We start from the raw sequence: 20267 nt of genomic DNA, 5'->3' as shown, positions 1-20267 counted from the left end.
CGCGCGGCGGCCGGGCAGCCGGCGGGCGGCCCCGGGCGCCCGTCGCCGTCCAGGGGGGCGCGGGGCGGCGGGCACCCTTCCGATCCCGGGTGGTTTCCGCTACAACCCGCCACCCATGATCTCGGTCCAGGACGTCAGCAAGGCCTACGGCCCCAAGAAGCTCTTCGAGGACGTGAGCGTCTCGTTCGCCCCCGGCAACCGCTACGGCCTGACCGGACCCAACGGCGCCGGCAAGACCACCTTCATGAAGATCCTGGCCGGCGACGAGGAGCCGGACTCCGGGCAGATCCTGCGCCCCAGGCGGCTCGGCATCCTGCGCCAGGACCACTACCGCTTCGAGGACTCGCGGGTGGTGGACGTGGTGCTCATGGGCAACCAGCTGCTCTGGACGGCCATGAGCGAGAAGGAGGCGCTCCTCGCCAAGCCGGAGATGACCGACGCCGACGGCATGCGGCTGGCCGACCTCGAGACGGTCATCGGCGAGGAGGACGGCTACTCGGCCGAGGCCTCGGCCGGCGAGCTCCTGAACGGCCTGGGCATCGACGTGGAGCTGCACGACCAGCCCATGCGCGCCGTGGCCGGCGGCTACAAGGTGCGCGTGCTGCTGGCGCAGGCCCTCTTCGGCAACCCGCAGGGGCTGCTCCTCGACGAGCCGACCAACCACCTGGACATCGACTCGATCCGCTGGCTGGAGCGGTTCCTGCACGCCTACGAGGGCGTGCTCATCACCATCAGCCACGACCGGCACTTCCTCAACGCCATCTGCACCCACATCGCCGACATCGACTACCAGGCCATCATCAACTACCCGGGCGGCTACGACGACATGGTCCGGCAGAAGGGGCAGGTCCGCAGCCGCGTCGAGTCGGAGAACGACGAGAAGAAGAAGAAGATCGCCCAGCTGCAGGACTTCGTGGCCCGCTTCCACGCCGGCACGCGCGCCAGCCAGGTGCAGAGCCGCATCCGCGCCATGCAGAAGCTCAAGCTGGAGGACATGAAGCGGTCCAACATCCAGGCCCCCTTCATCAAGTTCGAGCAGAAGGCCCCCAGCGGGAAGCAGACCTGCACCATCGAGGCCATCTCCAAGCGGTACGGCGAGGAGCAGATCGTCCGCCCCTTCGACGCGCTGGTCACCCGCGGCGAGAAGATCTGCGTCATCGGCAAGAACGGCGTGGGCAAGTCGACGCTGGTGAAGATGATCGCCGGCGACCTCAAGCCCGACCACGGCCACGTCAAGTGGGGCCACCAGGCCCAGGTCGGCTACCTGCCGCAGGATCAGACCGGCGTCATCCGCCCCGGCACCACCGCCTTCGGCTGGCTGCGCGAGCTGGAGGACAAGCTCACCAACGAGGAGATCTCCGGCCTGCTCGGCCGCATGCTCTTCTCCGGCGAGGAGCGCATGAAGCCCACCACCACCCTCTCCGGCGGCGAGACGGTGCGGCTCCTCATGTCGAAGCTCATGCTCTTCAAGGACAACGTGCTGGTCCTCGACGAGCCCACCAACCACCTCGACCTCCAGTCGATCGCCGCCCTCTCCGACGGGCTGCAGAAGTACGAGGGCACCCTCATCGTGGTGACCCACGACCAGGAGCTGATCCGCGAGGTGGGCACCCGCATCTGGTCGCTGCACAAGGGCGAGCCGGTGCTCGACTTCCCCGGCACCTTCGACGACTTCCTGGTGAAGCACCCGGACCTGGCCGGGCAGCACCAGTAGGGGCGGCCATGGACGGGCGGCGGCAGGCCAGGGGCGAGGAGGTGGCGCGCGAGCTCGCGCCCGGGCAGTCGCCCGAGCTCCTGAAGGCGCTGCACATCCTCACCCGCGAGGGGAACCTCAACGCCGACTCGCTGCGCAAGCTGAAGCAGGTGAACCACCTGGCCCGCCTGCTGGCCCCGGCGGTGGAGGACGTGCTCTCCCGCTTCGGCGAGCCGGTGGTGGTGGACTGCGGCGCCGGCAAGAGCTACCTGGGCTTCGTGCTGTACCAGCTCTTCCTGCAGGCCGCCGGCAAGGGCACCCTGCACGCGGTGGAGGCGCGCCCCGAGCTGGTGGAGAAGGCCCGCCAGCTGGCCGCCCGGCTGGGCTTCGGGCGCATGACCTTCGAGCAGGCCGCCATCGAGGCGGCGGCCCCGCCGGCGCGGGTGCACCTGGTCACGGCGCTGCACGCCTGCGACACCGCCACCGACGACGCGCTGGCGCTGGCGGTGCGCCACGGCGCCGATCACGTGGCGGTGGTGCCCTGCTGCCAGGCCGAGGTGGCGCGCCAGCTCGGCGAGGCCGAGCGCCCGGCGTCGCTCCTGGCCCCACTCTTCCGTCACCCGTGGCACCGGCGCGAGTTCGGCTCGCACCTCACCAACGTGGTGCGGGCGCTGGCGCTGGAGGCCTGCGGCTACTCGGTGACCGTCACCGAGCTGGCCGGGTGGGAGCACAGCCTCAAGAACGAGCTGATCCTCGGCAAGAAGGTGCGCTCTGGGGACGCTGCCGCCAAGGCCCGGCTGCTCGAGCTGTGCGCCGCTGCCGCTGTGCGACCCAAGCTGGTGCGGACGCTCTTTCCAGGCCCAGAGTAATCCGCGGACGGCCCCCGCTCCCCGGGGTCCCCGCGGTGCCCCAATGGGGCGTGCAGGGCGGATCCGAGGGTTGAGGGGAGCAGGGAGGGTGCGTCGCGGCCGCCGAAGCAGCGCCGGTTCGGCCGTCGGGCCTCGCGCGGGGCACACCGCGACCCTCTTCACGGGTCTCCATCGGTGGAGGCTCGCGGCTGGCGACGGGGAACCGGCTCGGAGCGGGTGCCTAGGCAGGCGCGCAGGCCACGCCGTGCGCCACGCGCATCAGGTAGGTCCCGGCCGGGAAGATCGGGTCCACTGGGCCGGCGCGCCAGACGTCGAGCGCTTCGGCGTATCCGGTGAGGAAGCTCTTCAGGCGCTGGAGGAGCTCGATCCGCTTCCACTTGTCCAGCGCCGCCACCCTGGGCACGAGCTGACGGCGTGGCTCGTCGGGCTCCGGCCGGCCGAACGGGCTCTGCGCCCGCACTCGGACCACGCCGAGGAAGGTGGGGTGCCGGTCGCGGGCCGCCTGCTCCTGCCGGCGGAGCTCGGCCTGAAGCTGGTCGCGAAAGTCCTGGGTGGAACTGAAGCCAGCCGGGACGGTCAACTCGAGATCGACGGACTCTGGGAGCAGCCCCTCCTCGTCGAAGAAGCCGGCCGGGCGCTGCACCCGGATGGTGGTGCCGATGGAGTCGGGACTCGACCAGAGCCCCGGCCAGAGGCGCCCCTCCTTGACCAGGCCAGCCGCGACGGGGTTGGCGAGGGTGTAGGCGGCCTTGGCGACGACGTCCCCGGGCGAACCAAGGGCCACGGCGCTGTAGCTGCCGGGCGCCCAGAAGAACTCCCAGCGGCCGAGGTGGGCGTTGAGGGCGCGAGCGACGAAGGACGCGAGGTACTGCTGGAAGGCCGGGAGGCGGGCCTGGGGGTCGGTGACGACCAGGTGGAGGTGGTTGGAGAGGACGCAGTAGGCATGGACCTGGACGCCGTAGCGCTGGGCCGCGAGGGCCAGGACGTAGGCGACGACCTCGTTGACCGCGGCGCAGGGGCGGAGGAAGAAGTGCCGGAGCAGGCAGCGACGGGTGATGAGGTAGGAGCGTCCCGGGAGGATCTGCCTTGGCGCGGTCATGCCCTGGGGCCAAGGCAGGACGCGTGCCGTGAGCGGCCCTCGGAATCACCAGGGAATCGGCTGCACCAGGGTCCGCGCCGCGAACGAGGGTCTTCCGCGCGGAACTCTGGGTGCGGGGGCGGGGGGTCAAGCGGGCCTCGGGTGATCACCCGAGGCCGTGCTCCGGACTCCGGGTCGGGCGGCTCCGTCGCCCGCCGTGGCGCGGCACCGGACTCAAAGGAGCGGAAGCCGGGCCTTGGCCCAATATCGGAGCGCGCGCGAAAGGCGGATAGTCCTCTCAGAAAGGAACGAACCCATGACGACCTTCAACGGCACCAGCAGCGTCCCGAGCGGCTACTACCTGAACACCCGCAGCTTCGCCATCGAGGTGGTCCCCGAGGGCGGCGGCACGCTGTCCGGCGCCGCCACGGCGAAGTACGTCTCGGTGCCCTTCCCGGCGCTCTTCCTGGTGGTGCCGGTGGTCGGGCTGGCGTTCCTCATGTTCCTGCCGGCCATCGGGTTCGCGCTCTTCGCCCAGGCCCTGGTCATGAAGGTGACCGGGCACGTGGCCGAGGGCGCCTCGTCGCTGGCCGCCTCGGTGGCGCCCGACCTGGCTCCCGGCGCGGCCTACCTGGCCGGCCACAAGGACGAGGAGAAGAAGGACGCGCCGGTGACGCCCGAGATCGAGAAGCTGGAGGGGGAGATCAAGGCGAAGCGCGGCGAGTAGCGAGCCAGCGCGGCGCGGGTCCGGGCAGACCGCGCGGAGCAGCGAGGGAGGGCCGGCGCCGGCGAGGCGGCCGGCCCTTCTCGCGTGCATGCCGCCGCAGCCCCGATCGCCCGCCGCCCTGACCGCCCCCGGCGCCCCGCCCCCGGCCGTCACGCTCCTTCACCGCCGCGCAACCGGCCCTTCACCACGCCAGGCCAGACCGAGGGTACGATGCCCCGGAAGGTCGCCTGGCGAGTGAGCCAGGACCTCGCGGAGCCGGGAGGCCACATGGGCGGTGGCACGTGGTGGGGCGCGGCGCGGCGTGGCGGCCCGGTCGCCTGCTCGGGCGCCTGGCTCCTGCTGGCGCTGGCGGCGGGGTGCGCCGCGCGGCAGTACCCGGTGCCGATGACGGCGGCCGAGCTGGCCGGCCACGGGGACGGGGCCGCGCTGACCGCCTACCTCGGGCAGGTCGACGCCTCACCTGCGGTCTGCGACCTCGACGGTGACGGGCCGCACCTCCGGCTGGCCGACGGCGCCGTACGCAAGGCGCTGGACCGCGGGCTCCGGGACGGGGGGCTCCGGCCCGGACGCTGGCGGACCTGCGTGGGCCTGCTGCTCCGCACCTCCGGCCAGGCCGCGGCCGCCCCGCTCCTCTCCGACGTCCTGCGGGCAGCGCGGGACCTGCTGCGCGACACCCGCCTCGAGTCGGACCCGCTGGCCCAGGCTCGCCTGGAGGCCGTCGTGCGGGCATACGCCGAGCGCCCGCCCGGCCTGGCCGCCGGCGCGGCCGACCTGCGCGCCCTGGAGCAGCAGCTCGAGCAGGACCTCACCAGGGAGCGGCTGGGCCCGACCGGTCGGCGCCAGGCCGAGGCGCTCCAGCTGGTGCTCGGCCTGGAGCGAGGCGACTGGGGAGGGCAGCCGGTCGATCAGGCCCTGCTCGACCGCCTCGCGGCAGCGGGCGACGAGGCGGCCCTGCGCGGCTGCGCCGACCGGCTGCCGGGGGCCACCCTGCGCGAGGAGGCGCGGCGCCGGGTCATCCGCCTGCACGTCCAGGCCTCGCCCTTCGGAGAGGTGCGCCAGCGCCCCGCCGAGGTGGAGGCGCTGCTGGCGCTCGGGGGCGCGAACCCGGTGGCGCTGGCGCGGCACGCCCTGGTGCGCGCCTGGCTCGAGCCGGGCAGGGTGCCGGCGCGCAGCGTGGTGGTGGAGCAGCGGGTGGCGGCGCAGACGGCTCGCCTGCTGGCGAGATCCGCAGGGCCGCAGCCGCTGGCCGTGCTGCCGGAGGTGACGCTGCGCGGAGCGCTGTGGCTGCAGCTGGCCGGGCTCTCGCGGCCGGTGACCCTGTGCGCCGACCCCCGGGAGCTCGACCCGTCGCCCTGCCTGGCGCCGGCCGAGCTCACGGTCCAGGGTCCGCTGGCCCGCCTCGACGAGGCGGGGGCGCTGCACCTGGGCGACTCCCTGGGCGCCGCCGAGGTGGTGCCGCTGGCCGGCACAGACGATCTGGTGTTGCCGCTCCGCGTCGCCGGGCGGGAGGTGGCGGTGCTGAGGTGGCCGCTGGCCTTCCTGCCTCCGGCCGAGCTGGCGCTGGAGGGCGAGGCCGCCGGTGGCGCGGGGCCGGACCTGGTGGTGCGGGTGGAGGCGGGGGCGGCGGGGCGCCTCACCTACGCCGTCAGGTCGGGGCCGACCCGCCGCCTGGCGGTGGTGGAGCAGCCCGACGTCGCCGCCTTTCGTGTGACCAGCCGCGGTGGATCGGGGAGGCCAGGGCACGCCGGGCCGGAGGGCATGGATGGCCAGCCGGGGCTGGATGGCCAGGACGCCTCCTGCCCGTCGAGCCACGGGCGGAGCGGTTCACCGGGCGGGCACGGCCACCGCGGCGGCGACGGGGGCGCCGGTGGTCCGGGAGGTCCGGGCGGGGCGGTGCAGGTGACGGTGAGCGCTTGCGGCGCGCTGCTGCCGGGGCTCATCGAGGTCCTGCGCACCACGGTGCGGAGCCAGGGAGGGTCGGGAGGCCGCGGCGGCGAGGGAGGCAGGGGCGGCGACGGCGGGAAGGGCGGCCGGGGTGGCTCGAGCACCGCCTGCAGCGATCACCGCGGCGGGACGAGCTTCCTGCGGGGCGGGCTGGACGGCCAGGATGGGATGGATGGGACCAGCGGCTTCGACGGCCAGCGCGGCCCCGACGGCGCGGCAGGGCCGGTGACCATCATGGCGGAGCCGTAGATCGGCCGGGGCGGTGCCCGGGTCCGGCCAGCCGCCGCTGGCCACGACGCCAGGGGGGCCTCGGCGGCCCCTCGACGACGACGCACGGCCCTGCCAGCATGGTCACATGACCAGACTCCACCTCGCCGTGAGCGCCCCCCTGGCCGGTCTCCTCCTCCTCCTCGCCGGCTGCGGCGGCGGGTCCTCCGACCCTGGCGGGGGCGTGGCCTCCACGCTGCTCATCGACGGCTTCAACGGGTCGGGGGCCACGTTCCAGGCCGGCTTCGTGGCCGGTGAGGAGGCCGCGGTGACGCTCGGGCCGGTGGACCGCGCCTTCCGAGTGAACTCGGTGCAGTTTCTCTTCGGCGGCGCCCCCGGGGTGCGCACGGTGACCCTGCGAGTCTTCGCCGACACCGGCGCGGCCGCGCCCGGCACCCTCGTCCACTCGGCCGACTACCAGGTCACCGCCAGCGACGACGCCTTCCAGGAGATCGACCTCACGGGCGCGGCCGTCACCCTGCCCGCCGGGCGCGTTCGGGTCGCCCTTCGCTTCCAGGACGCCGCGCTCCCGTCGGTGGCGCGCGATGGCGACGGCAGCATCACGGGTGGTCGGAACTGGATCTTCACCGCCGGCGAGTGGCTGGACTCCGCCAGCCTGGGTCTCACTGGCGACTGGATCATCCGGGCGAAGGTGGTCACGCTCTGACCGGCCGCCGCCGGATCCGGTTCAACGCCGCGTGTATCGGGCGGCGTCCGCGTGGCCGCTGGTGATGGCGCCCTCCAGCGCCGCAGCCGGCGCGGTCGCGTCGAAGCGCCGCTGGATGCCCATACCGCGCAGGATGAGGGCGGTGGACTCCAGCAGGGCGTTCACGGGCTCGGACGTCCCGTCCACGGTGCACGGCACCTGCGCCTCACGTCCCACGGTGCCCCCTGCCTGGTCGGCGCCTGGTCGCCAGGTGGCGCGGCTCGCCGCCGTGGCGGCCGGGTGCTGGCGCGGAGCGCCGGGTCCCCATCCGGACGGCGTGTGATCGGCCGCCTCGTTCGAACGGCCGGGTGACCCCGCGGGGACCGGGCTCGCGGGCCGAATCGATGCGGAACCGCAGGTCGCATGGGCTGGAAGCCCCGGGCGGGGCCTCCAGGGGCATGGTCGTGTGCGCTACCGGCGCCCGCCGCGGTGACCGTCGTCGTGGTCACGGCCGCGGCCGTTCCCGCGGTCGTCGCCGCCGCGGTCATCGCGCCCACGATCGCCCCCGCGGTCATCGCGCCCGCGGTCGCCCCCGCGGTCATCGCGCCCACGGTCGCCCCTGCGGTCATCGCGCCCACGGTCATCGCCCCCGCGGTCATCGCGCCCACGATCGACGCGCCCGCCGCCGCGGTCGACCCCGCGGTCACGCCCGCGGTCGTCGCTGGAGCGCCCGTTCGAGCGGAAGTCGTCATGCCCCCGGCCGCGCGAGTGGTCGGCGTGGATGGCGCGCTGCTGCTCCCAGGCGCGCGGGTAGCGGTCGCCGGCGTACTGGCGCTGGTAGACGGGCAGCGGCGCGGGGCGCGGGGCGGAGTGGCGGTCCCACCGGTCCCAGCCGGAGCGGTGGCGCTCCCAGCCAGTGCCCCAGTGCGAGCCCCAGCGAGGCGACCGGTCGCGGTGCCAGCCGGCGAAGTAGGCCGGCGGCCGGTGGTAGTAGCGGACCGGCACCCGCAGCACCACCGAGGGGACGTACTCGGGCGTCACCAGCTGCCACGGGCCGTCGTACCACTCGGAGGAGTACCAGCGGTCGTCGGAGAGCACCCAGTACAGGCCATCGGAGAAGAAGTAGTTCGAGTCGCCGCGCGGGTCGTAGTAGACGGGGTGGCCCGGCACCTGGACCAGCTCCGGGTAGGACGGGACGTTCAGGCCGATGGACAGGCCTGGGATGGCGACGCCGACCGACACGCCGACGTGGGGGCTGGCCTGGGCGGAGGCGAGCGGGGTGAGCAGCAGGGTGAGCGCGACGAGCGTGGAGCGCATGGTGTGACCTCCTGCCAGGCGTGACTGCACGGGGTGCGCCAGCGGGTGGGCCCCAGCAATCCCGCTGGTATCGGCCGTTCGGGCCGGGGCGGGTGTGGCCCGGTGTCACACGGTGGTGGGGACTCCAGGCCCGGTCCGGGCCGGTCCCGCCCTACCGCGTGAAGAGCTGCACCACCCCGGTGGTGATGGCCGGCAGGTAGGTGATGGCCAGCACGCCCGCCGACATGATGAGCAGGAACGGGAAGGCGTGCCGGTAGAGCGCCGGCAGCGGCTTCTGGAAGCGCTGCGCCGCCAGGAAGAGGTTGAGCCCCATGGGCGGGAAGAGGAAGCCCAGCTCCAGGTTGGCCAGGAAGACCACCCCCAGGTGGATGGGCTCGATGCCGTAGGCCACGCCCAGCGGCGCCACCAGCGGCGCCAGCACCACGATGGCCGAGTAGATCTCGAGCACGCTGCCCAGCACCAGCAGCACCACGTTGAGCATCAGCAGGAAGAGCGCCGGGCTCTGCACGTGGGTGGTCATCCACTCCACCAGCAGGGTGGGGATCTCGGCGTCCACGAACCAGCTGGTGACCCCCAGGGCGGTGCCGAGCAGCAGCACCACCGAGCCCACCAGGGTGGCGGCGTGGGAGAGGACCCGCGGCAGGTCCTTGACGGGCTTCAGCTCCTTGTAGACCAGCACCTCCACCAGGATGGAGTAGGCCGCCGCCAGCGCGGCCGACTCCACGATGGTGGCGTAGCCGGAGGCCACCGAGAGCACCACCAGGGTGGGCAGCCCCAGGTCCCACTTGGCGCCCCACAGGGCGCGGAAGGCCTCGCGGGGGTTGAAGGCCTGGCGCGGCGCCTTGACCCGCACCCCCACCACCACGCCGTAGGCGGCCACCAGCAGCACCATGAGCAGGCCCGGCACGAGCCCGCCGATGAAGAGGTGGTCGATGGGGGCGCCGGCCACCACCGCGTAGAGGATGACCGGCAGGGACGGCGGGAAGAGCAGGCCGAGCGAGCCGGCGGCGGTGACCAGGCCGAGGCTGAAGCCCTCCGGGTACTTCTCCTCCAGCATGGCCGGCAGGATGAGGCCGCCCAGCGCCAGGATGGTCACGCCCGAGGCGCCGGTGAAGGTGGTGAAGAGGGCGCAGACCACGGTGGCCATCACCGCCAGGCCGCCCGGCATCCAGCCGAAGAACCCCTTGTAGGCGCGCACCAGCCGGCGGGCCGCGCCGCCCTCGGCCAGCACGTAGCCGGCCACCGTGAGGAGCGGGATGGCGGGCAGGGTGGCGGAGGAGACCAGGTTGAAGGTGGCGGTGGGCACCGCCGCGATGGTCTCGGCCCCCCCCTCGCGGAAGAAGAGCGCCATGGCCACGCCGCTCATGGCCACGAAGACCGGCGCGCCCAGCAGGAAGGCGGCCAGCGTGAGCAAGAGCAGCGCGCCCACCAGCGTGCCGGTGGCCGGCAGCCAGCCGAGCCCGAAGGCGGCGGCCGCGGCCACCAGGGCCAGCAGCCGCCCCGTCCACCGCTCGGCCCGCTCGCCCTGGCCGGCCAGCCAGGCGAAGCGCCAGGCCATGACCACGAAGCCGGCCGGCATGACCAGCTGGCTCCAGGCCACCCGGATGCCGAAGGCCACCTGCCCCTGGCTGTCCCACTCGGCGCGCACCAGCAGCACCGAGGCCCAGGCCATCAGGGCGCAGGCGGCCGCGCTGGCGGCGTGGCCGAAGGCGTGGGCGGCGCGGCGCCAGCGCCCCTCGGGCACCATGGCCAGGGTGGAGAGCGCCAGGTGGCGGCCGGACGAGGTGGCCAGCAGGGCGCCCAGGAAGCCCACCCACAGGGTGATGTGCTGGGCCAGCACCGAGCTGCCCGGCAGCTCGCGCCCCAGGAAGCGGCGCGCCAGCGTGGAGGCCGCCGGCAGGGCGATCATGGCCAGCAGGAAGAACGTGACCAGGCCGCGCTCCAGGCGCGTCCCGATGATGGACTGGTCGTCGGCGGGATCGGCGTGCGGGGCGGGCGGTGCGGACACGGTGGCTCTGGCGACCCCTGGGGCGTTGACCCGTGGAACGAGGGCTCCTATAGCTACCACGCGAAACGCCCTCCGGGGACCCTCCCATGACCAGCCCCTCCCCCTCCCTGCGCCGCGCGGCGCTCCTCGCGGCGGCGCTCCTGCCGCTCCTCGGCTGTGGTGGACTGGCGAGCAAGATCGCCGCCCGCGCCCTCACCTCCGGCGGCGACGCCTACGCCACCGACGAGGACCCCGAGCTGGTGCGCGCCGCCGTCCCCTTCGGGCTGAAGACCATGGAGGGGGTGCTGGAGTCCCAGCCCGAGGACGAGCGGCTGCTGGAGACCCTGGCGGCCGGCTTCACCCAGTACGGCTACGCCTTCGTGGCCAGCGACGCCGACGAGGCCGACCTGGCCGGCCGGCTCGGCGAGGTCCGGGCGCTGCGCGACCGCGCCCGGCGGCTCTTCCTGCGCGCTCGCGACTACGGCCTCAGGGCCCTCGACGAGCGGCGGGACGGCCTGGGCCAGGCGCTGCGCGAGGCGCGCCACCCGGCCGCCCTGCTGGACCGGGCCCGGAAGGAGGACGTCGGCGCCCTCTACTGGACCGCCTCGGCCTGGGTGCTGGCCATCGTGAACGGCAAGGGCGACATGGGGCTGGTGGCCGAGCTGCCGGTGCCGGTGGCCATGATGGAGCGGGCCCTGGCGCTCGACGAGGCCTGGGGCGAGGGGGCGCTGCACGAGTTCTTCGTCTCCTACCTGGCCACCCGCAGCGCCGCCGAGGGCGGCGGGCCGGAGCGCGTCAAGGCCCACCTGGACCGGGCGCTGGCGCTCTCGATGAACAAGAAGGTGGGCCCGCGCGTCGCCTATGCGGAGGGGTACCTGGTCCAGGCGCAGGACCGGGCCGCCTTCACGGCCACGCTGGAGGAGGTCCTCTCGGTGGACCCGAACGCCTCACCGCGCCACCGGCTGGTGAACGTCCTGTCGCAGCGCCGCGCCCGCCAGCTGCTCGACCACGTCGACGACCTGTTCCTCTGAACCGCCCCACGCCCGAGAAGGTGACCCCGTGAAGAAGCTCGTCCTCGCCGCCCTGCTGGCGGCCCTGGCCCCGGCCGCCCCGGCCCAGGTCACCACCGTCAAGCTGGCCACGCTGGCCCCGGCCGGCTCCTCCTGGCACGAGATCCTCAAGGAGATGACGCAGCGCTGGGACGCCGCCTCCGGCGGCACCGTCAAGCTCAAGGTCTACGCCGGCGGCGCCCAGGGCAGCGAGGGCGACATGGTCCGCAAGATGGGGATCAACCAGCTGCAGGCCGCCGCCATCACCAACGTGGGCATGCACGACGTGCTGCCCGAGCCGCAGATGCTCTCCCTGCCCACCTTCTTCGGCGACGAGGCCGAGGTGGAGTGCGCCTTCCAGAAGGTGCGCGCCAAGCTGGAGGCCGGCTTCGACCAGAAGGGGTTCGTGGTGCTGCAGTGGAGCCGCATCGGCGCCATGTCGCTCTTCTGCCGGGCGCCCTACCGGACGCCGACCGAGATGGCCGCCGCCAAGATCTTCGCCTGGGAGGGCGACCCCAAGAGCGTGGAGGCCTTCCGCGCGGTGGGCTTCCGGCCGGTGGTGCTCTCCTCCACCGACATGGTGCCCTCGCTGCAGACCGGCATGATCGACTGCGTCACCAACGTTCCCCTCTACGTGCTGACCACCCGGCTCTTCGAGAAGGCCAGCTACATGACCGACCTCCCCTGGGGCTACATCTTCGGCGCCACCATCGTGCGCAAGGAGACCTGGGAGAAGATCGCCCCCGAGGTGCGGGTCAAGCTGGCCGCCATCGCCGTGGAGCTGGGCGTCAAGGTGGACGCCGAGGTGAAGCGGCTGGGCGCCGACGCCGTCACCGCCATGAAGAAGCAGGGGCTGAACGTGGTGACGGTGGACCCGGCCCCCTGGCGCGCCGCCATGGAGAAGAGCTGGCCGGTGGTGCGCGGCGGGGTGGTGCCGGCGCCCTTCTTCGACGAGGTGAAGGCGGCGCGCGACGCCTGCCGGGCCGCGGCGGGGAAGCGGTAGGGGCGCCGGCCGACGGGGCCGGGCGCCGCCTCACATCCGCAGGCCCGACCCCAGCACCTTCCAGGTCACCAGCAGGGTGAAGATGCCGAGCAGCACCACGGCCGCCCCGGCCAGGCGGCGCTGCAGCGCCGGGATGGCCTCGGCCAGGCTGGGGATGCGGCGGAAGGGCGCCAGCAGCCCCACCCCGGCGCCGGCCACCACGCCGGCCAGCAGGGCGGCGTAGAGCGGGTAGCCCAGGTGGTGGTACTCGCGCTGCAGCAGGCAGAACGGGCAGTGGTGGGTGGGCAGCTCGTAGACGTAGGGCGACACGAAGCTGACCACCGCCGCCAGGGCCACCGGCAGCGCCGCCGCCGAGAGCAGGCCGGTCACCGCCGCGCCGCGCCCGCTCAGCCGGAAGAGCAGGGCCGCCCCGATGGCGGCGCCCAGCGAGGCGAAGAGCGCCACCCCGGAGGCGGCCGGCGGCAGCGAGGCCAGGTCGGCTCCGACCCCCGTGCCGCCCTCGCCGAAGAGGCTGCCGCAGCAGGAGGTGATGACCTCCGGCCTGAGGTCGGCGAAGTAGGCCGCCTGCAGCCCCGCCTCCAGCAGCACCGGTGCGGCCAGCACCAGCAGGAGCGCGTACTTCACCCGGATGAGCGGGTAGTCGTAGCCCTTGGAGTCGGCGTGGTCGAGGAGCAGCCACAGCCCGGCCAGCACGGCGTTGCCCAGCTTGAGCAGCAGCACCGGGTAGCCCCAGGGGCTGACCTTGAGCGATCCGGCGGCGCACATGGCGCCGGTGAACTGCGGCGCCAGCGCGTCGGCGGTGAAGACGAAGAGGAAGAGTGAGAGGATCTCGAAGGCCAGCGCGTAGCCCAGCAGGGTGGAGACCAGGTAGGTGCGCCGCTCCAGCTCCAGCTGCCGCTCGCTGCCGCTGTGCAGGTCCCAGTGGCGCAGCACCGCCGCGCCCTGCCAGGCGGCGGCGCCCACCAGCACCGCGCCCATGGCGGCGCCGCCCACCAGCGCGATGACGGCCGGGTTGACGATCACCGGCCGTCGTCCTCGACCCGCCCGTCGCGCATGGAGACGGTGCGGTCCACCACGCCGGCGTCGAAGACCAGCGGGTCGTGGCTGGCGATGACCACCGTCTTCCCGTCCCGCTTCAGGCCGGCCACGATCTCCAGGAACTCGGCGGAGAGCTTGCTGTCGAGGTGGGCGGTGGGCTCGTCGGCCACGATGACGCTTGGCTGGTTGATGAGCGCGCGCGCGATGGCCACCCGCTGCGCCTCGCCGCCTGAGAGCCAGTCGGCCCGGGCCCTGGCCCGGTGGCCCACCGAGAGCCGCTCCAGCAGCGCCAGCGCCCGGCCGGTCAGCTCGGCGCGGGGGAGGCCGAGCGGCGTGGCCGGCAGCATGACGTTCTCGAGGGCGGTCAGGCCGCGCACCAGGTGGAACTGCTGGAAGATGAAGCCGAAGGTGCGGCGGCGGATCTCGGTGAGGAAGCGCTCCGGCAGGCTGGTGAGCTCACGGTCGCCCAGCAGGATGCGCCCCGAGGTGGGCCGGGCCATGCCACCCACCAGCGCCAGCAGGCTGGTCTTGCCCGAGCCGCTCGGCCCGCGCAGCACCGTGACCGCGCCGGCGTCGATGGCCAGCGTCACCCCCGCCACCGCCGTCAGCTCGTCGGGGCGGCCCTGGTGGAAGACGCGCCGGACGTCCTTGAGCTCGATCAGGCTCATGAGCGCATCACCGCGTCGGGGTCGGTGGTGGCGGCGCGCCAGGCCGGCGCCACGGTGGCCACGGTGTAGGGCACCACCGTCAGGAAGAAGAGGGTGGCCACCTGCAGGGCGCTCACGTCCGGGGTGAGGCGGAACTCGGGCGAGAGGGTGGACCAGCCCTTCAGCACCGGGGCGAAGAGCGAGGCCGAGCCCAGGAAGACGTGGGCGTAGGCGCCCAGCACCCCGGCAGCGAAGGCCAGCAGCGAGACCACCGCCCCCTCCCAGAGCTTCACCAGCAGGACGTCGGAGGTCTCCCAGCCGAGCGCCTTCAAGATGCCGATCTCTCGCCGCTCCTCGGCCGACAGGCCGGCCGCCTTGTCCCAGGCCACCACCGCGAAGGCCAGCACCGAGGTGGCCAGCACGATGACCACCAGGCCGGAGCGCCAGTCGAAGACCGACTCGTAGGTGCGGGCCATCTCCAGCTTGGTGATGGCGCGGGCGTCGGGCAGCAGCTTGATCACCTTCTCGGCCACCGTGACCACCTCCTTGGCGTTGGGCACGGTGAGGGCGATGTCGGTGAAGCGGTCCGGGTCGGGCCCGAAGAGCCGCTGGAAGTCGTCGCCGCTCATCAGCACCAGGTCGGACGAGACCAGCGCCGAGGCGGCCGGGATGACCTCGCGGACGCGGAAGAAGACGAAGCCCCCGGCGGCGCCGCGCATGGGGAACTCGGAGCCGGCCGCCACCTCGCGGGCCCGCGCCACCCCCTCGCCGATGACCACCTCGCCCGGCGCGCCCCAGAACGCGGCGGGGGCCTGCACGGTGAGGTTGGCCTTGCTGCCGCGGTCGAAGTAGTAGCCCCAGCGCCGCCCCTCGGCGGCGCGCACGCCGCGCAGCTTGCCCAGCTCGGCCAGGTGGGCGGCCGGGATGGGGTCGTGGCGCCCGGCCACCATGCGCTGCACCACCACGTCGGGGGCGTCGGCCAGCACCAGCCTGGCCTCGGCGCGCAGCGCCTGCGTGAAGAACAGGGTCGAGGCCACCGCGAAGACGATCAGGGCGTAGACCAGCAGCAGGGAGAGGTTCTTGCCCTTGCGGCGCGCCAGCGAGGCCAGCGTGAAGTCGACGAGGGAGCGCTGCCGCTCCAGCCAGGCGCGGAAGGTCATCGGAGGGCGGGGGGCGGCGCCACCACCGAGCCCGACGGGAAGTGGTCGAGCGCGTGCGGGTGGTCCTGGAACGGGGCGAAGCGGTCGGCCTGCGACGGGTGGCGCGTGTAGCGCGCCTCGGTGGAGAGCACCAGGTCGGTCAGGCCCAGGCGCCGCACGATGGAGGCCCGCGCCGCCTGGCCGCCCAGGTCGCGGCGCCGGCCCTCGGCGTCGAGCCAGCACAGCTCGCCCAGCAGCAGGGCCAGGAGCACCACCAGCAGCAGCCCGTCCGACCGCCTCATCCCGGGTCCTGCAGCTGCTTGATGGTGGCCGCGCCCACCTCGGAGAAGCGCAGGACGCCGCTGCCGTGGTGGTCGGTCAGGAACTCGCGGGCGTCGGCCTCGGTGCCGAAGGGCACCAGCTCGGTGCCCATGGGGCCGAAGACGTCGCTGCCGATGACGAACCAGGCGTCCCGGGCGTCCACCTGGGTGACCGCGTAGTAGTCGGTGACGAAGACCCGGACCACGTCGGCGCCGCGCCGGGCCGGGCCGTAGCGCTCCGGCTTGAGGAGGAACTTGAAGAGGTCCTTGGCGCCGTCGAACCAGGCGACGGCGCCGTCGCGGAAGACCACCCCGGCCACCCAGTCCGGGTACTTGGCCACGAACATGCCGCACACCGGGCACTTGTCGCCCGGGCCGGGGCGCGCCTGGGGCTGGGCGGCGGCGGGGGCGCCGGCCGCGGCCTGGCGGGCCGGCCCGGCCGGCTGGGCCGCCGCGGGTGCGGCCGCGACGGCCAGGCCGAGGAGCAGGGCGAGCCCGGCGGACCGGGCCACGGGGTGGCGCAGGGTGGTCATCTCGGTCAGTGCTTGGCGGGCTCGGCCGGCTTCTCGCCGCCGTGGCCGGCCGCCTTCTCCATCATCATCTTCTGGCGCATCATCTTCCGCTTCTCGCGGATCATCTTGGTGTCCTGGTACATGTCCTCGTAGGAGGCGCGCAGGGCCTCCTCGAAGGTCACCAGCGCGGCGCCCTGCTCCTTGGCGAAGGCCTCGGCGGCCGCCTTGTCGGCGAAGGCCCACTTGGCCCGCTTGGTCATGACGCCCGGCTTGCCGCCGCCCATGACCCAGAAGGCCTTCTCGGCGTCGATCAGCTGCGTGCCGGTCATGTCGGCCACCTGCAGGGCCACCGGGGCCTTGTCGAGGGTGACCGCCAGGTCCACCGCGGCGCAGTGCAGCGAGCAGGTGCCGGCCGAGGTGCCGTCGTCGAACTGGATGACCATGCGGCTGGAGGCGAACTTCGCGCGGTCCATGCCGCAGTGCGGGCAGGACGGCGCGGCCTTGACGTCGTCGGTGGGCGCGGCGAGGGAGACCAGCGGGGTGAGGGCCAGCGACAGGAGCGCGGCCAGGGCGAGCTGCTTCATGGGGGATCCTTCCGGGTGTGGGGTGCGGCGCCGGCGCAGGCCGGACGTCTGATGAGACCCGACGGTAGGGCGGAGGATTCCCAGGCTGGTAGCGAAGAGGCGCACGGAGAGCACGGTTGCGGCGAATGGACGCGCCGCAGTGTACCCCAGGTTGGCGCCGGCCAGCCCGCCGCTGGCGCCCCGTCCCGCGCGCCAGGGGCGCCGGGCGGGCCGGCGACGGGAGGGGATGGTTTCAGGGCCTCTCAGGCCTCGCCGAGGAAGACCGCCAGGTCCGCCCGCACCGGCCGGCAGGCGAAGAGCAGGGTGAGGTGGCCGCGGTCGTAGCAGCGGGGCAGCACGCCCCACCCGTGCACGGCCGGCAGGTGGCCGCGCCTCGTGGCCACTCCGTCGTGGCGGCCGGCGGCCAGGAAGACGCGCCGGGAGACCAGGGGCCGCGCGCCGGGGTCGAAGGGGGCCAGCTGCGCGGCCAGCCGGTGCGCCTCCGGGAGCGGCGCGCCGGCGGCCGCCGCCAGCCGCTGGTAGCGCCGGCCCAGCCTGGTGCGCTCGAGCACCGCGGCGAGGTCGAGCGGCGGCGCCACCAGCGCCACCGAGGCGGGCGCCTCGGGGGCGGTGGCGCACAGGGCGGCGCCGAGCGCGCCCAGCGAGAGCCCCACCAGCGACACCACCCCGCCGCGCGCCGCCGCCGCCGCGCAGAGCACCCTGAGCTCGAGCACCAGCTGGCCCACCGCGTCGCGCAGCCGCCCGAGGTCGGGGGAGACGAAGCCCTCGCCGCTGCGCGCCCCCGGCGTGGCGCGCCGCATGTGGAAGGGCGGCACCACCAGCCAGCAGTCGAGCCCGGCCCGGAGCAGCACCTCCCGCCAGCCGGCCACCAGGCCGGGCCGGGAGATCTTCCAGGGAGGCACCAGCAGCGCCACGCCGCGCGAGGACGGCCCGGCCCGCGTCACCTGCACCTCGAGCGGCGGCGCGCCGGGCCAGGGCGAGGGGGCCTGCCACGGGCCGTCGCGCTCGGGCGCCACCCCCGGCAGCGGCGACGGCAGCGGCCCGAAGCAGGCCAGCGGCTCCGCCGGGGCGGGCCGGAACGGGCGGGGCGGCCGCGCCACCCGGTCCTCCACCCACATGGCGACCTCGTCGACGGCTCGGTGGAGGCGCTGAAGCGGCATGGGACCCCTATTATGAGACCCCCTCCGCGCGCGGCCATCACCGGCGGGGGCCAGGCGATCAGGGGCGTAACGAACTGGTTGCCCGGGAGTCGGTAGAGGAGCTGGACCCGAGGAGGCGCCATGGCAGGAAGCTTTCGGCCCGACGTGAAGGAGTCCGAGGCCACGCCCGAGGGGCTGTGGCTGCGGCGGCGCGAGTTCCTCACCCTGGGGGCGGCCGGGGCCCTCGGGCTGGCCGTGGGGGCGCGGGCCCGCGCGGCCGCCGGGCCCACCGGCCAGCCGCTGCCGGTGGCGCGCCGGGTGGACTCGGCCGGCGGGGAGGCGCCCACGCCGTGGGAGGACGTCACCAGCTACAACAACTTCTACGAGCTCGGCACCGACAAGGCCGATCCGGCTCGCCTGGCCGGCTCGCTGCGACCCCGCCCCTGGACGGTCACCGTGGACGGCGAGGTGAAGAGGCCGCTGACGCTGGACGTGGACGCCCTGTGGCGCCTCTTCCCGCTGGAGGAGCGGCTCTACCGGCACCGCTGCGTGGAGGCCTGGTCGATGGTGGTGCCCTGGGTGGGCTTCCCGCTCGGCGATCTCCTGCGCCGCGTCGAGCCGACCTCGCGGGCCAGGTTCGCGGTCTTCACCACGCTCCTCGACCCCGCGCAGCTCCCCGGGCAGCGGCGCGCCGTGCTCGACTGGCCCTACCAGGAGGGGCTGCGGCTCGACGAGGCGCTCCACCCGCTCACGCTGCTGGCGGTGGGGCTCTACGGGCGGGTGCTGCCGGGCCAGAACGGCGCGCCGCTGCGCCTGGTGGTGCCGTGGAAGTACGGCTTCAAGGGGGCCAAGTCGATCGTGCGCATCACCCTCACGGAGCGGCAGCCGACCACCACCTGGGTCCGCATGGCGCCGCGGGAGTACGGCTTCTACGCCAACGTGAACCCCGAGGTGGACCACCCGCGCTGGAGCCAGGCGCGCGAGCGGCGCATCGGCGAGTTCCTGCGGCGCAAGACGCTCCCGTTCAACGGCTACGCCGCGGAGGTGGCCGGGCTCTACGCCGGCCTCGACCTGCGCCGGAGCTTCTGATGGCGCTGGCCGCCGTCCCCTCGAAGGCCGCACCCGCCGTGCCGGCCGCCCCGCGGGCCGGTCCGCCGGGGTCTCCGGCCCCGGCCCCGCGCCGCCGCTGGCTCCAGCCACTGGCCCTGGCCGCCTGCGCCGCGCCGCTGCTGAAGCTGGCCGCCGACGGCGCCACCGGCGGCCTGGGCGCCAACCCCATCGAGGCCGGCCTGAGCCGGCTGGGCTTCTGGACCCTCACGCTCCTGTGCCTGACCCTGGCGGCCACGCCGCTGCACCAGCTGGCCGGCCTGGCCTGGCCGCTGCGCCTGCGCCGCCTCCTCGGCCTCGCCACCTTCGCCTACGCCACCCTCCACTTCCTCTGGTACCTGGGCGTCGACCAGGGGCTGGAGCTGGGGCTGGTGGCGACCGACGTGGTGAAGCGCCCCTTCATCACGGTGGGGTTCGCGGCGCTGCTGCTGCTGGCGCCGCTGGCGCTCACCTCCACCGACGGCTGGGTGCGGCGGCTCGGCTTCCGCGCCTGGAAGCGGCTGCACCGGCTCACCTATGCGGCGGCGCTGCTCGGGGTGGTCCACTTCGCCTGGCGGGTCAAGGCGGACCGGCTGGTGCCCTCCGTCTTCGCGGCGGTGCTGGCGGCGCTGCTCCTGGCGCGGCTGGCGACCTGGGCGCGCCGTCAGAGGCCGTGAGGGGGCTTCCTCACGGCCTCTCAGTGGCGGACGCAGTAGCGGTCGACCGCGTGCAGCAGGCGCTCGAGCTCGAACGGCTTGGGCAGGAAGGCGGCCGGGGCCATGCGGTCCACCGTGGCCTCCGCGCCGGCGCTGGCCGACAGCACGATGACCGGGATGGCGGCGATGCGCGGATCGCTCCGCTGGGCCGAGCGGAACGCCGGGCCGTCCATCACCGGCATCATCAGGTCGAGCAGGATCAGGCCGGGCTGGGCGGTGGCCTCGTCGAGCCGCCGCAACGCCTCCGCGCCGTTGGCGGCGCAGGTCACCTGGAACCCCTCGTAGGACAGCACCTCGGCCACCGTCTCGCGGATGGCGAGGTCGTCTTCGACCAGCAGGATGTGAATGGGCTCTGACATGGGCTGACCTGATCTAGGCACGCGCCGGCGGAGGCGGAACCCCCTCCGGCCACTTTGGCGGACAGCGGAGCCCGTCCGGGTCGGAGGGGTCGAATTCCCGTGGGGAGTCGGGCGCCAACGGGATTGTGGGGCCAGCCGGGACGCGTC

The 20267-nt window shown here is 74.3% G+C and carries 21 protein-coding genes; 9 read left to right on the top strand and 12 right to left on the bottom strand.

Going from position 1 to position 20267, the window contains the following annotated elements; genetic code table 11:
- Nucleotides 1-115: 115 nt before the first annotated feature.
- Both IPO09_13200 and IPO09_13195 read left to right on the top strand, forming a co-directional pair.
- Nucleotides 116-1714, top strand: a complete 1599-nt coding sequence (locus IPO09_13200) for an ATP-binding cassette domain-containing protein (GenBank protein ID MBK9518279.1) — start codon at nt 116-118, stop codon at nt 1712-1714.
- 8 nt (nt 1715-1722) lie between these two features.
- Nucleotides 1723-2562, top strand: a complete 840-nt coding sequence (locus tag IPO09_13195; protein MBK9518278.1) for an SAM-dependent methyltransferase — start codon at nt 1723-1725, stop codon at nt 2560-2562.
- Between the two features lie 220 nt (nt 2563-2782).
- Here IPO09_13195 and IPO09_13190 read toward each other — a convergent pair whose 3' ends face one another.
- Nucleotides 2783-3661, bottom strand: coding sequence for a transposase (locus IPO09_13190; protein MBK9518277.1), 879 nt, complete (start codon nt 3659-3661; stop codon nt 2783-2785).
- 295 nt (nt 3662-3956) lie between these two features.
- On the opposite strand from IPO09_13190, the gene IPO09_13185 reads away from it, so the two are divergent.
- The 3 genes from IPO09_13185 to IPO09_13175 all read left to right on the top strand — a co-directional run bounded on the left by IPO09_13185 (nt 3957) and on the right by IPO09_13175 (nt 7245).
- Entirely contained in the window at nt 3957-4367 is a 411-nt protein-coding gene (locus tag IPO09_13185) for a hypothetical protein (GenBank protein MBK9518276.1), read from the top strand.
- Nucleotides 4368-4601: 234 nt separating this feature from the next.
- Nucleotides 4602-6560 (top strand): hypothetical protein, encoded by a 1959-nt coding sequence (locus tag IPO09_13180; GenBank protein ID MBK9518275.1) that lies wholly within the window; start codon nt 4602-4604, stop codon nt 6558-6560.
- Between the two features lie 106 nt (nt 6561-6666).
- Entirely contained in the window at nt 6667-7245 is a 579-nt protein-coding gene (locus tag IPO09_13175) for a hypothetical protein (GenBank protein ID MBK9518274.1), read from the top strand.
- 21 nt (nt 7246-7266) lie between these two features.
- On the opposite strand, the gene IPO09_13170 is transcribed toward IPO09_13175, so the two are convergent.
- From IPO09_13170 to IPO09_13160, 3 genes are all read right to left on the bottom strand, one after another.
- A complete protein-coding gene (locus IPO09_13170; GenBank protein ID MBK9518273.1) occupies nt 7267-7410 on the bottom strand; it encodes a hypothetical protein in 144 nt (47 codons plus the stop codon).
- A gap of 285 nt (nt 7411-7695) precedes the next feature.
- A complete protein-coding gene (locus IPO09_13165) occupies nt 7696-8541 on the bottom strand; it encodes a hypothetical protein (GenBank protein ID MBK9518272.1) in 846 nt (281 codons plus the stop codon).
- Nucleotides 8542-8692: 151 nt separating this feature from the next.
- Nucleotides 8693-10450, bottom strand: a complete 1758-nt coding sequence (locus tag IPO09_13160; GenBank protein MBK9518271.1) for a TRAP transporter large permease subunit — start codon at nt 10448-10450, stop codon at nt 8693-8695.
- A 185-nt stretch (nt 10451-10635) separates the two neighbouring features.
- Between IPO09_13160 and IPO09_13155 the strand changes: the two genes are divergently transcribed.
- Together IPO09_13155 and dctP are read left to right on the top strand one after the other, a co-directional pair.
- Entirely contained in the window at nt 10636-11559 is a 924-nt protein-coding gene (locus IPO09_13155) for a TRAP transporter TatT component family protein (GenBank protein MBK9518270.1), read from the top strand.
- Between the two features lie 28 nt (nt 11560-11587).
- Nucleotides 11588-12580 (top strand): TRAP transporter substrate-binding protein DctP, encoded by a 993-nt coding sequence (dctP, locus tag IPO09_13150; protein MBK9518269.1) that lies wholly within the window; start codon nt 11588-11590, stop codon nt 12578-12580.
- A gap of 30 nt (nt 12581-12610) precedes the next feature.
- Here the strand turns inward: dctP and IPO09_13145 are convergent, their stop codons facing one another.
- The 7 genes from IPO09_13145 to IPO09_13115 all read right to left on the bottom strand — a co-directional run bounded on the left by IPO09_13145 (nt 12611) and on the right by IPO09_13115 (nt 17980).
- Nucleotides 12611-13603: a hypothetical protein gene (locus tag IPO09_13145; GenBank protein ID MBK9518268.1), complete on the bottom strand. Its 993-nt coding sequence runs from the start codon at nt 13601-13603 to the stop codon at nt 12611-12613.
- On the bottom strand, nt 13600-14280 hold the full coding sequence (locus IPO09_13140) for an ABC transporter ATP-binding protein (GenBank protein MBK9518267.1): 681 nt from the start codon (nt 14278-14280) through the stop codon (nt 13600-13602). Before IPO09_13140 ends, IPO09_13145 begins: the two co-directional genes overlap by 4 nt.
- 2 nt (nt 14281-14282) lie before the next feature.
- Complete coding sequence (locus IPO09_13135) at nt 14283-15425, bottom strand: FtsX-like permease family protein (protein ID MBK9518266.1); 1143 nt, start codon at nt 15423-15425, stop codon at nt 14283-14285.
- On the bottom strand, nt 15422-15706 hold the full coding sequence (locus IPO09_13130; protein ID MBK9518265.1) for a hypothetical protein: 285 nt from the start codon (nt 15704-15706) through the stop codon (nt 15422-15424). The genes IPO09_13135 and IPO09_13130 overlap by 4 nt, the downstream gene beginning before the upstream one ends.
- Nucleotides 15703-16257 carry a nitrous oxide reductase accessory protein NosL gene (locus tag IPO09_13125; protein MBK9518264.1) on the bottom strand — a complete coding sequence of 185 codons (555 nt, stop codon included), beginning with the start codon at nt 16255-16257 and terminating at the stop codon, nt 15703-15705. Before IPO09_13125 ends, IPO09_13130 begins: the two co-directional genes overlap by 4 nt.
- A gap of 5 nt (nt 16258-16262) precedes the next feature.
- Complete coding sequence (locus tag IPO09_13120; GenBank protein MBK9518263.1) at nt 16263-16820, bottom strand: nitrous oxide reductase accessory protein NosL; 558 nt, start codon at nt 16818-16820, stop codon at nt 16263-16265.
- Nucleotides 16821-17062: 242 nt separating this feature from the next.
- Entirely contained in the window at nt 17063-17980 is a 918-nt protein-coding gene (locus IPO09_13115) for a hypothetical protein (protein MBK9518262.1), read from the bottom strand.
- Between the two features lie 120 nt (nt 17981-18100).
- On the opposite strand from IPO09_13115, the gene msrP reads away from it, so the two are divergent.
- Nucleotides 18101-19048: a protein-methionine-sulfoxide reductase catalytic subunit MsrP gene (gene msrP, locus IPO09_13110; protein MBK9518261.1), complete on the top strand. Its 948-nt coding sequence runs from the start codon at nt 18101-18103 to the stop codon at nt 19046-19048.
- A complete protein-coding gene (locus tag IPO09_13105; protein MBK9518260.1) occupies nt 19048-19722 on the top strand; it encodes a ferric reductase-like transmembrane domain-containing protein in 675 nt (224 codons plus the stop codon). Before msrP ends, IPO09_13105 begins: the two co-directional genes overlap by 1 nt.
- Before the next feature lie 20 nt (nt 19723-19742).
- On the opposite strand, the gene IPO09_13100 is transcribed toward IPO09_13105, so the two are convergent.
- A complete protein-coding gene (locus IPO09_13100) occupies nt 19743-20120 on the bottom strand; it encodes a response regulator (GenBank protein ID MBK9518259.1) in 378 nt (125 codons plus the stop codon).
- Nucleotides 20121-20267 lie beyond the last annotated feature (147 nt).

It is taken from the genome of Anaeromyxobacter sp. (assembly GCA_016718565.1).
GTDB lineage: Bacteria > Myxococcota > Myxococcia > Myxococcales > Anaeromyxobacteraceae > JADKCZ01.
Note: the sequence above shows the minus strand (reverse complement) of the source record. Positions and strands in the feature narration are given on the sequence as shown.

Coding starts and splice junctions, on each gene's coding strand:
- IPO09_13200 (MBK9518279.1), top strand. CDS start 116: ATGATCTCGGTCCAGGACGTCAGCAAGGCCTACGGCCCCAAGAAGCTC.
- IPO09_13120 (MBK9518263.1), bottom strand. CDS start 16,820: ATGAAGCAGCTCGCCCTGGCCGCGCTCCTGTCGCTGGCCCTCACCCCG.
- IPO09_13195 (MBK9518278.1), top strand. CDS start 1,723: ATGGACGGGCGGCGGCAGGCCAGGGGCGAGGAGGTGGCGCGCGAGCTC.
- IPO09_13135 (MBK9518266.1), bottom strand. CDS start 15,425: ATGACCTTCCGCGCCTGGCTGGAGCGGCAGCGCTCCCTCGTCGACTTC.
- IPO09_13105 (MBK9518260.1), top strand. CDS start 19,048: ATGGCGCTGGCCGCCGTCCCCTCGAAGGCCGCACCCGCCGTGCCGGCC.
- IPO09_13130 (MBK9518265.1), bottom strand. CDS start 15,706: ATGAGGCGGTCGGACGGGCTGCTGCTGGTGGTGCTCCTGGCCCTGCTG.
- IPO09_13190 (MBK9518277.1), bottom strand. CDS start 3,661: ATGACCGCGCCAAGGCAGATCCTCCCGGGACGCTCCTACCTCATCACC.
- IPO09_13160 (MBK9518271.1), bottom strand. CDS start 10,450: ATGATCGCCCTGCCGGCGGCCTCCACGCTGGCGCGCCGCTTCCTGGGG.
- IPO09_13100 (MBK9518259.1), bottom strand. CDS start 20,120: ATGTCAGAGCCCATTCACATCCTGCTGGTCGAAGACGACCTCGCCATC.
- msrP (MBK9518261.1), top strand. CDS start 18,101: ATGGCAGGAAGCTTTCGGCCCGACGTGAAGGAGTCCGAGGCCACGCCC.
- IPO09_13155 (MBK9518270.1), top strand. CDS start 10,636: ATGACCAGCCCCTCCCCCTCCCTGCGCCGCGCGGCGCTCCTCGCGGCG.
- IPO09_13115 (MBK9518262.1), bottom strand. CDS start 17,980: ATGCCGCTTCAGCGCCTCCACCGAGCCGTCGACGAGGTCGCCATGTGG.
- IPO09_13185 (MBK9518276.1), top strand. CDS start 3,957: ATGACGACCTTCAACGGCACCAGCAGCGTCCCGAGCGGCTACTACCTG.
- IPO09_13175 (MBK9518274.1), top strand. CDS start 6,667: ATGACCAGACTCCACCTCGCCGTGAGCGCCCCCCTGGCCGGTCTCCTC.
- IPO09_13165 (MBK9518272.1), bottom strand. CDS start 8,541: ATGCGCTCCACGCTCGTCGCGCTCACCCTGCTGCTCACCCCGCTCGCC.
- IPO09_13125 (MBK9518264.1), bottom strand. CDS start 16,257: ATGACCACCCTGCGCCACCCCGTGGCCCGGTCCGCCGGGCTCGCCCTG.